Raw genomic sequence first — 12,594 nt, forward strand, 5'->3', positions numbered from 1 at the left:
TCAAGGTCATCAAGCGGATGGCCTACGGCTTCCGCGATGACGCCTACTTCTTCCTCAAGATCCGCGCCGCCTTCCCCGGAATTCCGTGATGAACCAATCATATAGGTCGCGCGGATTCACGCGATCAATCCGAACCACGCCGTGTTTCCGATTGATCGCGATCCGCGCTAACCCCGCATGCGCTCGACCTGTTCCAGCATGGCCTGTTGGTCGATGAAGAAGCCCAGGAACAGGCTGATGGCCATCAGGATCGCGGCCTCGTCCCAGCGGGTCAGATGCGGCACCCGCACCGGCTCGCCCAGGAATCCGGCCACCAGCGCCGAGACCAGCGCCCCGATCCAGAGCAGAGAGCTGAGCGATGCCACCATCAGATCCGGCGGCAAGGTGGAGGCGATCAGAAGCGCGATGGAGCCGAACAGACCCAGGCGCAGGAGGCTGGTCTTGTTCATATCGGTGCGGTCGCTGTCGGGGTGTCCACTCGCGTTTCCAGCCATGGCCCCTTCCCTCCGGTGCGCGCCCGGCACGGACAGGCACGACGCCCCGGGTGTGGTGTCCGGGTGTGGCGTCCGGGTGTGGTGTCCGGCGGGCGCGGCCGGGCATGCCGCCCGCCGTCCTCCCTCAAGATGGGCCGGTCGACAGGGCGAATCAACCGAAGCCGTGCCGGGTCTCCGGTGGCCCGTTCGGGACGCCGGAGGGGACGCCGGAGGGGGCGGTCGCGCGCGATCCGCGCTACAGCTCGGTCTTCTCGCGCAGTTCGGCGACGCGCTGCTCCAGGGTCTCGTTGAGGCCGGTCAGGCTGCCCTTTTCCTTCAGCACCGAGGCGTACTCCGAGCGCCAGGTCTGCGACATCCAGATGCCCTCGACCGAGATGTCGACGATGCGCAGGCCGCCCTCGCGTTTGCGCACCCGCCACGTGACCAGGAACGGCTTGCCGTCCTGGTTGCCGATCCGGGTCTCGATGAAATAGCCCTTGTCGTCGTCCGGGACCACATTGGTGACCTGGAGCGCCTGGCCGCCGTACTCATCGAACCGGCTGCCCCAGTTGAAGACGTTGAAGTCCTTGAACAGGTCGAGGAACCGTTCGCGCTCCGCGTCCGAGGCGGAGCGCCAGGCGCGGCCGACCACGAAGCGGCCCACGGTCTCCAGGTCGAAGGCGTCTTCCAGCAGGGTCTCGAACTTCGAGATGCGGTCGTCGGTCGAGATGTCCGGCTGCAGAATCTCGTCGATCGCCCGGTCGGCGACCGCCTTGATGAAGGCGTCGGGTTCGGTGGGCAGGTCGGCGGCGCGGGCGCCGAGGGGCAGGGCCACGGCCAGCGCCACCACCAGCAGCAGGGGGCGCAGCCGGCCCAGGAGGCGAGACGGAAGTAGGGTCGGTGTCATGGCGATCTCATCCGTTGAGGGCCGTCTTCGGGGCCGTGGGCGGCGGGCGCCCGTCATGTGCTTCAGGTCGTGTGCATCAGGTCGTGTGCATCAGGGGGTGGGTCCAGGGTCTTGGGCATCGGCGGTCCGAGGCAAGGGTCTGGGTCCTGGGGCGAGTCCCCAGGGTCCGCCCACCGGACGCGACCGGCCCCAGCATGGCGCGATGATGCGGCTCCCCCGCGTGCAGACGGTGGCGATTCTGTGTCTTCGCTGCCGACCCACGGCCAGTCCAGGGCCGACCTGGGCCTTGGATTGGCCGTAGCACCTGGTCGTCGCCGCCAGATCGCCGCCGGAGCGCCGCCGCGCCGGCCGCGCCGGCCGCGCCGGCCGCGCCGGCCGCACCCGGACGCCATGGCTAGCACAGTGGGCGGGGCAAATCCACGGGTGGTGCGGGGTCCCACAGGGCCATCGTGTGGCAACGCGCCGGGGCGAGGCGGCAGAGACCGACGCCCGGTCCCCCGAAGACGTCATGCGGGGCCAGGGCGGGGCGCCGCGACGCTCGGCTTGTCATGATATAAAGATATGTTTATATGTGGATGCAGACGGGCGCTTCCCGCCTGTCGGGCATGAACGGAACCGACGCATGACCGAGGCTTCCATGGATCAGGTGCTGGCCGGACTGCGCGCCGCGGGCGAGGAAACCCGCCTGCGGCTGCTGGCGCTGTGCGCGCGCGGCGAGCTGACCGTCACCGACATGGTCGCGATCCTGGGCCTGAGCCAGCCGCGCGTCTCACGCCATCTGAAGGTCATGTGCGAGTCCGGCCTGCTGGAGCGGGTGCGCGAGGGCGCCTGGGTGTTCTACCGCCTGGCCCACCGCGGCGCCGGCGCCGCGGTGGCGCGGGCCATCGACGCGCTGCTGCCGGGCGACGACCCGGTGGTGGCGCGCGACCGCGAGCGCCACAACGAGATCCTGCGCGCCCGCGCCGAAGCGGCTCAAGCCTATTTCCGGGCCAACGCCGCCCAATGGGACGACCTGCGCCGGCTGCACATCGACGAGGCGCGGGTGGAGCAGGCGCTGCTCGCGCTGTTGCCGCCCGACTCGGTCGGCGACCTGCTGGACGTGGGCACCGGCACCGGGCGCATGCTGAGCCTGTACGCGCCGCACATCCGCGACGGCCTGGGCATCGACCAGTCGCGGGAGATGCTGGCGGTGGCCCGCGCCAATCTGGACGGCGCCGGCGCGGCGCACTGCCAGGCCCGCCTGGGCGACCTGTACCACATGCCGTGCGACGACCGCTCGCGCGACGCCGTCACCATGCACCAGGTGCTTCATTACGTGGAGCGCCCGGCGGGCGCGGTGCGGGAGTGCGCCCGCGTGCTACGCCCCGGCGGCCGGCTGGCGATCGTCGATTTCGCCCCGCACGAGCTGGAGGAGCTGCGCGAACGCCATCAGCACCGCCGTCTCGGCTTCGCCCACGGCGAGGTCGCCGCCTGGTGCGAGGGTGCCGGCCTGGAGGTCGTCGACATCGTCGACCTGCCCGGCGGCGCGCTGACCGTCACCCTGTGGCTGGCGCGCCGGCCCGACGCCGACCCCGACGCCGTGCCCGAGACGGACGGCGCCGCCGCCGACCACCGGACCGCGCCGCCGCCGGCGCCATCGCCGCCGCCGCCGGCACCGGCGGTCGCCCTGCCCGGCGCCTCCCCCGACGCCCCCCTCGACGCCCTTTGGCCCCACCGGAACAAGGACCACGTCGCGTGAAGATCGACCCCCGAACCGTCGCCGAGGGCAAGACCGCCCTGCCGCTGTGCGGCCGGCTGCCCGACAACGTCAAGGTTTCGTTCGAGTTCTTCCCGCCCAAGACGGAGAAGATGGCGGAAAGCCTGTGGGCCGCCGTCAAACGGCTGGAGCCGCTGGGCCCGCAGTTCGTCTCCGTCACCTACGGGGCCGGCGGCTCGACGCGTGACCGCACCCACGAAACCGTGGCCCGCATCGCCCGCGAGACCAGCCTGACGGCGGCCGCGCATCTGACCTGCGTCAACGCCACCCGCGAGGAGGTGGACGCCGTGGCCCGGCGCTACTGGGACGCCGGCATCCGCCACGTCGTCGCCCTGCGCGGCGATGCCCCGGACAGCGACGGCGTCTATCGCCCCACCCCGGGCGGCTACGCCTTCGCCGCCGATCTGGTCGAAGGCCTGAAGCGGGTGGCGGACTTCGAGATCAGTGTCGCCGCCTATCCGGAGGTGCACCCCGAGGCCGCCAGCCCGGACGCCGACCTGGACGCCCTGAAGCGCAAGATCGACGCCGGGGCGACCCGGGCCATCACCCAGTTCTTTTTCGACGTCGACGTCTTCAACCGCTTCCGCGACCGCGCCGCCGCCGCCGGCATCACGGTGCCGATCGTGCCCGGCATCCTGCCGGTGGCCAACTTCGCCACCGTCACCCGGTTCGCCGGGATGTGCGGGGCGCACGTGCCGCGCTGGATGCACGAGACCTTCGAGGGCCTGGACGACGACCCGGAGACGCGCAAGCTGGTGGCCGGCATGGTGGCCGCCGAGCAGTGCCGGGCGCTGGCCGCCGCCGGCGCGGACACCTTCCACTTCTACACCCTGAACCGGGCCGACCTGACGGTGGCCATCTGCCACACGCTGGGTGTGCGCCCGCCGGTGGAAGAACCGGCACCGGCGTAGGAGGCTGTCCGTGCGCGGCGCCCGGCGCCGAGCCATCCAGGGCGGACGGCACCGCCTCCCGCCTCTGGATGGCATTTCGCGCGCCTGACACGGTGGTCTCGCCACGCCGGCGCGTTCCGGGGACGCCCCCGTCCGTCTACGCCGCCCCCGCCCGTTCGTCCTTCCCTCCTCTGACCCGCAGGCATCCCCCATGAGCGACTTTCTGGATCATCTCTCCCGTCAGGTCCTGTTGTGCGACGGTGGCATGGGCTCCCTGGTGCAGGCCATGGACCTGTCGATCGAGGAGGACTTCCGCGGCAAGGAGAACTGCACCGAGGTTCTGGTGCAGTCGCGCCCCGACGTGGTGCGCGAGATCCACCGCCGCTACTACGCCGCCGGCGCCGACGTGGTGGAGACCAACACCTTCGGCGGCTCGCCGGTGACGCTGGCCGAGTTCGACCTCCAGGACCACGCCTTCGCGATCAACAAGGGCGCGGTCGAACTGGCGCGCGAGGCCGCCGAATCCTTCGCCGACGACCGCCGGCGCTACGTCCTGGGCGCCATCGGGCCGGGGACCAAGCTGCCCAGCCTGGGCCACATCGCCTACGACACCCTGGAGGACGCCTTCGCGGTCCAGGCCGAGGGCCTGATCGCCGGCGGCTGCGACGCCGTGCTGATCGAGACCTGCCAGGACCCGTTGCAGTTCAAGGCCGCCATCAACGGCGTCAAGCGCGCGCGCCCCAAACAGAACCGCCCGGACGTGCCCATTCTCCTTCAGGTGACGGTGGAGACCACCGGAACCATGCTGGTGGGCGCCGACATCGGGGCCGCGACCACGGTGGCGCGCGCCCTCGGCGTCGACTCCATGGGCCTGAACTGCGCCACCGGCCCGGCCGAAATGGCCGAACATGTGCAGTGGCTGGGCGAGAACTGGGGCGGCTTCATCACCCTGCAGCCCAACGCCGGCCTGCCGGAGCTGCGCGACGGCGCCACCTTCTACCCCCTCACCCCGCGCGAGCTGGCGGACTGGCACCGCCGTTTCATCGCCGAGGACAAGGTCAACATGGTCGGCGGCTGCTGCGGCACCACGCCCGATCACGTCTCGGCCGTCGACGCCATGCTGCGCGAGACCGGCGGCGGCTACCGCCCGGCGGCCCAGGCGCGCGCGGTGCACTGGGTGCCGTCGGTGGCGTCGCTCTACACCCGCACCGAGCTGCGCCAGGAGAACGCCATCCTGTCCATCGGCGAGCGCTGCAACGCCAACGGCTCCAAGAAGTTCCGCGAGTTGCAGGACGCCGAGGACTGGGACGGCACGGTCGCCATGGCACGCGACCAGGTGAAGGAGGGCAGCCACGCCCTCGACATCTGCACCGCCTTCGTCGGCCGCGACGAGTTGTCGGACATGACCGAGGTGATCACCCGCATGCGCGGCCAGGTCAGCGTGCCGCTGGTCATCGACAGCACCGAAACACCGGTGCTGGAAGCGGCCCTGAAGCTGTACGGCGGCAAGCCAATCCTCAACTCGATCAACTTCGAGGACGGCGAGGAGCCGGCGGCGCAGCGCCTGGCGTTGGCGCGCACGCACGGCGCGGCGGTGATCGCGCTGACCATCGACGAGGACGGCATGGCGAAGACGGCCGCCAAGAAGCTGGAGATCGCCCAGCGGCTCTACGACTTCGCGGTGCACCAGCACGGCCTGGATCCGGCCGACCTGATGTTCGACCCGCTGACCTTCACCATCTGCACCGGCAACGAAGACGACCGCCGCCTCGGCATCGAGACCCTGGAGGGCATCCGCCTGATCCGCGAGGCCATGCCGGAGTGTCAGATCGTGCTCGGGCTGTCCAACGTCTCCTTCGGCCTCAAGGCGGTGGCGCGCCATGTGCTGAACTCGGTGTTCCTGGACCACGCCCAGCGCAACGGCATGACCTCGGCGATCGTGCACATCTCCAAGATCAAGCCGCTGCACGCCATCCCGGAGGCCGAGGTGCAGGCGGCCGAGGACCTGATCTTCGACCGCCGCGCCGAAGGCAAGACCGACCCGCTGCAGGCCTTCATCGCGCTCTATCAGGACCGCTCGGCCGAGACCGAGAAGAAGAAGGCGCGCCCCGCCAGCGTCGAGGAGCGCCTGAAGCAGCGCATCATCGACGGCGACCGCCTCGGCCTGGACGAGGACCTCGACGAGGCGATGAAGACCCATCCGCCGCTCAAGATCATCAACGAGCTGCTGCTGGACGGCATGAAGGTGGTGGGCGAGCTGTTCGGTGCCGGCAAGATGCAGCTGCCGTTCGTGCTCCAGTCCGCCGAAACGATGAAGACCGCCGTCGCCCACCTGGAGCCGCATATGGAGAAGGTGGAGGGCCAGGAGAAGGGCACCATGGTCCTGGCCACGGTGAAGGGCGACGTCCACGACATCGGCAAGAACCTGGTGGACATCATCCTCAGCAACAACGGCTACAAGGTCGTCAACATCGGCATCAAGCAGCCCATCGCGAACATTCTCTCGGCGGCGCGCGAGCACAAGGCCGACGCCATCGGCATGTCCGGCCTGCTGGTGAAGTCCACCGTCATCATGAAGGACAACCTGGTCGAGATGACCCGCGAGGGCTGGGACGTCCCCGTGATCCTGGGCGGGGCGGCGCTGACCCGCCAGTTCGTCGAGCAGGACTGCGTCGCGGCCTATGAGGGCGGGCAGGGCCGGGTGGCCTATGCCCGCGACGCCTTCGACGGCCTGACGCTCATGAGCCACGTCATGGAGGGCGGCTTCGACGGCTATCTGGCCGAGGTGCAGGAGAAGCGCGCCGGCCGGCCGTCGCGCAAGAAGAAGGCGACGCCGGAGGCCCTGGAGCTGCCCGAGGAGGCCCGCACCCGCACCAACCGCCCGGTCGAGGCCGAGGCGATCCGGCTGCGCCGCCAGGAGCTGCACGCCGGCATCACCCCGCCGCAGCCGCCGTTCTGGGGGCCGCGCCTGCTGGAAACCTCGATCGCGCCCAAGACCCTGGTGCCCTACGTCAATGAGAACACGCTCTACCAGTTCCAATGGGGCATCAAGAAGGCCGGGCGCACCCTGGCGGACTGGAAGGCGTGGGCGGCAAAGGAACTGCGCCCGATCTTCCACGACATGGTGCGCCAGTGCGCCGAGGACGACATCCTCAAGCCGCAGGCGGTCTACGGCTACTGGAAGGCGGCGTCGGACGGCGATTCCGTGGTGCTGTTCGAGCCCGACGGCACCACCGAGGTGGCCCGCTTCGCCTTCCCGCGCCAGGACCGGGCGGACGGGATCTGCCTGGCCGACTTCTTCCGCGACGTCCGCGACGACACCCGCGACGTCATCGCCCTGCAGGCCGTGACCATGGGGTCGCAGGTCTCCGAGGTGGCGCGGCAGTGGTTCGGCGACAACCGCTACAAGGACTACCTCTACCTGCACGGCATCGGGGTGGAAATGGCCGAGGCCCTGGCCGAGGTAGTGCACAAGCGCATCCGCGGCGAACTGGGCTACGCCAGCGAGGACAGCCGCGACATCGAGGGCCTGTTCAAGCAGGCGTACCGGGGCTCGCGCTACTCCTTCGGCTATCCGGCCTGCCCCAACCTGGCCGACCAACACGCCCTGTTGGAGCTGCTGGGGGCGGACCGCATCGGCCTGTCGCTGACCGACGAGGATGAACTGGTGCCGGAGCAGTCGACCACCGCCATCGTCGTGCTGCATCCGCAGGCCAAGTACTTCCGGGTGTGACGCCGGCGCCGGTCGGGGGCGGGCCGGCGCGGGTCGGGGGCGGGCCGGCGCGGGCCGGCGACACCCACCCCGGCCGCCGGCAGGGGCGTCGATGAGGCCGGGGCAGGACGGCCCCGGGAAGGGCCTGCGCGGTGTGTCGCCCGAGGATCTGACCGACTGGCTTCAATGAGGCCGGGGCATTACTGCCCCGGGAAGGATGCGACAGGAGATCCGGAAGTCGCCGCGAGGAATGGCTTCAATGAGGCCGGGGCATTACTGCCCCGGGAAGGCGCCGTAAAGTCACCCGACAAAATCCGCATCACTCGCGGGCTTCAATGAGGCCGGGGCATTACTGCCCCGGGAAGGATAAGCGGTTCGCGACATGCCGCGACGTCTTTGATGGCTTCAATGAGGCCGGGGCATTACTGCCCCGGGAAGATGAGCGAGGCGGAGAGTACGATCCGAACGAAGGTACGGCTTCAATGAGGCCGGGGCATTACTGCCCCGGGAAGCCGCCGCCATGACCGAATACCTGGGCGAGGCGGTCACGCTTCAATGAGGCCGGGGCATTACTGCCCCGGGAAGGTCGCGGTCACCGATCCGGCCGGCAACCGCAAGCTGGAGCTTCAATGAGGCCGGGGCATTACTGCCCCGGGAAGCCGACATCGCCACATTGCAGGCCCGCCTCGTCGAGGCGCTTCAATGAGGCCGGGGCATTACTGCCCCGGGAAGCAACCGCACCGTGGTGCAGGAAATCGTCGCCAAGGGTGCCGCTTCAATGAGGCCGGGGCATTACTGCCCCGGGAAGCGAGGGGTGTCGGCCACGCTGATCTCGGCGGGGGCCCAGCTTCAATGAGGCCGGGGCATTACTGCCCCGGGAAGCGAGGAGGCCGCATGGAAGCGCGCCAAGCGCGAAGCGCTTCAATGAGGCCGGGGCATTACTGCCCCGGGAAGCCGGCGCCGGAGACCCCGCCGGGCTACATGCAGGACAGGCTTCAATGAGGCCGGGGCATTACTGCCCCGGGAAGCACGCCCGGTCGGATCGTCTGTGCCGACATCCAACGGCTTCAATGAGGCCGGGGCATTACTGCCCCGGGAAGCTGATCGACTACGCTCGCAAGAAGGTCCAGCCAGACGCTTCAATGAGGCCGGGGCATTACTGCCCCGGGAAGGGTGGCGGCATGATCCTCCTGGCCCTGGACATCGCCAGCTTCAATGAGGCCGGGGCATTACTGCCCCGGGAAGCGGGCCAACAGCGGGGGTGCCCTGACCCCTGGGACGAGCTTCAATGAGGCCGGGGCATTACTGCCCCGGGAAGGGTCTTGAGCACGCACAGCGGCACGGACAATCCGTAGCTTCAATGAGGCCGGGGCATTACTGCCCCGGGAAGACCTTCAGCGTCGAGCCGACGGTGGAGCAGACGCTGGAGCTTCAATGAGGCCGGGGCATTACTGCCCCGGGAAGCGCGGATTGGGTTGTGGTGGTGTCAGGTCCGGCCGGCGCGCTTCAATGAGGCCGGGGCATTACTGCCCCGGGAAGCACCCTGATCGCCGTCGCCAACCTGCCGGAGACGTAGCTTCAATGAGGCCGGGGCATTACTGCCCCGGGAAGGATGTGCAGGTAATCGTACAGAAGATCAGAAGTAATGGCTTCAATGAGGCCGGGGCATTACTGCCCCGGGAAGCCACCTGCATGTCGCCCTTGATGTCCTCGCGGTCGCTGCTTCAATGAGGCCGGGGCATTACTGCCCCGGGAAATCGTGCGAACGAAAGGCTTGTCGACCCACTGGAGGGCTTCAATGAGGCCGGGGCATTACTGCCCCGGGAAGCCGGGTCGGCCGGCAGGATGATGGTGCCGCCGAGCGTGCTTCAATGAGGCCGGGGCATTACTGCCCCGGGAAGAGTTGTACCCCGGGGAGAAGATCGCGTTCCACGACGCGCTTCAATGAGGCCGGGGCATTACTGCCCCGGGAAGGCCCGGGAGGCGGGCGCCGGGGGTGGGGTGGGATCGCGCTTCAATGAGGCCGGGGCATTACTGCCCCGGGAAGACCTGTTCGCGTGGCTTTCCCAGCATCGGTGGGTCTAGCTTCAATGAGGCCGGGGCATTACTGCCCCGGGAAGCAGCTCCAGGGACACGGCCGCCGGCACGGCCAGCCCGCTTCAATGAGGCCGGGGCATTACTGCCCCGGGAAGGCGCTCCCCTCTCCTCGGGGTGGGGGCGCGCGCGAGAAGCTTCAATGAGGCCGGGGCATTACTGCCCCGGGAAGGGAGCGGGACGTCATCTCCGTCATGTCGAAGGGCAAGCGCTTCAATGAGGCCGGGGCATTACTGCCCCGGGAAGCGACGCGGTTCATGCTCGACCCCTCGACCGTGAGGGCGCTTCAATGAGGCCGGGGCATTACTGCCCCGGGAAGCCTGATCGGCCGCCGCGTTCAGCGCCTGGGCCATGCGCTTCAATGAGGCCGGGGCATTACTGCCCCGGGAAGCCGCCGGGGCCGGGGCGGGTGCGGGCGCCACGTCGTCGGCGCTTCAATGAGGCCGGGGCATTACTGCCCCGGGAAGGGCCGGGAGGCGGTCCCGATGGCTGAGGTGTCGTCGTCGCTTCAATGAGGCCGGGGCATTACTGCCCCGGGAAGCTGAACGACGAAGAAGCGCATCAGATTTTGCTGTTTCTGCTTCAATGAGGCCGGGGCATTACTGCCCCGGGAAGGAGGACGTGTTCCTGCGCTGCCTGGACGTGCTGACCCGCGCTTCAATGAGGCCGGGGCATTACTGCCCCGGGAAGCCGGCAGCCACGCGAATGTGGTAACGCTTGAATCCAGGCTTCAATGAGGCCGGGGCATTACTGCCCCGGGAAGAAGTACGGCCGGCCGCGCCAGTCATGGGTCTCGGCCGGGCTTCAATGAGGCCGGGGCATTACTGCCCCGGGAAGCTGGCGCCAACAATGGAGCGCGCAGCGATGAACCTGCTTCAATGAGGCCGGGGCATTACTGCCCCGGGAAGGTGCCCGAGTGCTGGAGCGAGCCGCCCGCGAAGGCGAAGCTTCAATGAGGCCGGGGCATTACTGCCCCGGGAAGTCCCGCCGCCGGTGAAGGTGAACATGTACAGCCCGAAGCTTCAATGAGGCCGGGGCATTACTGCCCCGGGAAGCGCCGCGCCGTCCGCACAGGCGCTTGCCAGCGCCTGAGGCTTCAATGAGGCCGGGGCATTACTGCCCCGGGAAGCCGTCCAGGCGCAGGCGGCGATGATCCCCAGGGTCTGCGGCTTCAATGAGGCCGGGGCATTACTGCCCCGGGAAGGGCCTATCAGGACAAGATCCAGGCCGGGCACCTGGAACAGCTTCAATGAGGCCGGGGCATTACTGCCCCGGGAAGGCCGCCCCCGGCGCCCGGCGGGCGCCGGACTTGAAAGCTTCAATGAGGCCGGGGCATTACTGCCCCGGGAAGGCGCCGCCCGGATCATCCCCCTCGCCGGCTCTTGTCGTGGCTTCAATGAGGCCGGGGCATTACTGCCCCGGGAAGGCCGTTCAACGCCGCCCTGGCCGCGCTGTGCCAGACCGCGCTTCAATGAGGCCGGGGCATTACTGCCCCGGGAAGCGGGTGTTCCAGGACCCCGCCCCAGAGTGTCAGGGCGCGGCTTCAATGAGGCCGGGGCATTACTGCCCCGGGAAGCCCGGCGGCCCTGCGTGACACAGGCGCGGCGGCGGCGGGCTTCAATGAGGCCGGGGCATTACTGCCCCGGGAAGGCACGCGCGCTATGGTCTGGTCGATCATCATGGCGGAGGCTTCAATGAGGCCGGGGCATTACTGCCCCGGGAAGGCTCCTGCCCTGGTGTCAGGTGAATATCGACGATGTTGCTTCAATGAGGCCGGGGCATTACTGCCCCGGGAAGGGGCGGAGAAGGAGGCGCCGCCCGATCCGGAGACGATGCTTCAATGAGGCCGGGGCATTACTGCCCCGGGAAGGCCCGCCCACGACCCCGACACCGGCGAGGTACTGGAGTCGCTTCAATGAGGCCGGGGCATTACTGCCCCGGGAAGAAACCCAGAAGCCAGAGGCCAGAGACCAGAAGGGTATTGCTTCAATGAGGCCGGGGCATTACTGCCCCGGGAAGTTCCGGGGCGACCGCTACCTGCGCGGCAAGTGGGCCTTGCTTCAATGAGGCCGGGGCATTACTGCCCCGGGAAGCCGCCGGACTGGGGCTGGCGGCGGCGCAGCCGGACGCTTCAATGAGGCCGGGGCATTACTGCCCCGGGAAGGTGTGGCTGGACGGCCGGGCGCGCCAGAGCCGAGAGGCTTCAATGAGGCCGGGGCATTACTGCCCCGGGAAGGCCGGCCGGCGGGGGTCTTTATGTGCGCGCACGATACGCTTCAATGAGGCCGGGGCATTACTGCCCCGGGAAGTGCAGATCCAGGGCCTGCCCGAGGACGAGGCATGGCTCGCTTCAATGAGGCCGGGGCATTACTGCCCCGGGAAGAGGCCGACGCGCCCATGACAAGCGCCCAAATTGCGCAAGCTTCAATGAGGCCGGGGCATTACTGCCCCGGGAAGACTCCGGGCATGGCCATGCTTGGACGGAATCCGCGCAGCTTCAATGAGGCCGGGGCATTACTGCCCCGGGAAGTGCCCGTCATCATGGACGCGGCCCCGCCCAACATAGGCTTCAATGAGGCCGGGGCATTACTGCCCCGGGAAGCGCGCGCACGCGCTCCACCTCGTCGATGGACATCACCTGCTTCAATGAGGCCGGGGCATTACTGCCCCGGGAAGGAGTTCAGGTAACGCATTTTATGCCAATCACTTAGCTGGCTTCAATGAGGCCGGGGCATTACTGCCCCGGGAAGGTCTCAGGCCGC

The 12,594-nt window shown here is 68.9% G+C and carries 5 protein-coding genes and 1 CRISPR repeat array (1 of these 6 only partly in view); of the genes, 3 read left to right on the forward strand and 2 right to left on the reverse strand.

Annotated features, from left to right (window positions below):
- Positions 1-167: 167 nt before the first annotated feature.
- Together GGD88_RS09170 and GGD88_RS09175 are read right to left on the reverse strand one after the other, a co-directional pair.
- A complete protein-coding gene (locus GGD88_RS09170) occupies positions 168-494 on the reverse strand; it encodes a hypothetical protein (protein ID WP_184434520.1) in 327 nt (108 codons plus the stop codon).
- Positions 495-729: 235 nt separating this feature from the next.
- Positions 730-1,380 carry an MlaC/ttg2D family ABC transporter substrate-binding protein gene (locus tag GGD88_RS09175; RefSeq protein ID WP_184434523.1) on the reverse strand — a complete coding sequence of 217 codons (651 nt, stop codon included), beginning with the start codon at positions 1,378-1,380 and terminating at the stop codon, positions 730-732.
- Between the two features lie 622 nt (positions 1,381-2,002).
- Here GGD88_RS09175 and GGD88_RS09180 point away from each other — a divergent pair.
- From GGD88_RS09180 to metH, 3 genes are all read left to right on the forward strand, one after another.
- On the forward strand, positions 2,003-3,118 hold the full coding sequence (locus GGD88_RS09180; RefSeq protein WP_246423672.1) for an ArsR/SmtB family transcription factor: 1,116 nt from the start codon (positions 2,003-2,005) through the stop codon (positions 3,116-3,118).
- 44 nt (positions 3,119-3,162) lie between these two features.
- Complete coding sequence (gene metF / locus GGD88_RS09185; RefSeq protein WP_184434707.1) at positions 3,163-4,047, forward strand: methylenetetrahydrofolate reductase; 885 nt, start codon at positions 3,163-3,165, stop codon at positions 4,045-4,047.
- Positions 4,048-4,237: 190 nt separating this feature from the next.
- Entirely contained in the window at positions 4,238-7,759 is a 3,522-nt protein-coding gene (gene metH / locus GGD88_RS09190) for a methionine synthase (protein WP_184434526.1), read from the forward strand.
- A gap of 85 nt (positions 7,760-7,844) precedes the next feature.
- Positions 7,845-12,594: direct repeats of the CRISPR family, unit length 36 nt; unit sequence GCTTCAATGAGGCCGGGGCATTACTGCCCCGGGAAG; it runs 206 nt beyond the window's last position.

This window comes from Roseospira goensis, assembly GCF_014197795.1.
In the GTDB taxonomy this organism is placed as follows: domain Bacteria; phylum Pseudomonadota; class Alphaproteobacteria; order Rhodospirillales; family Rhodospirillaceae; genus Rhodospira; species Rhodospira goensis.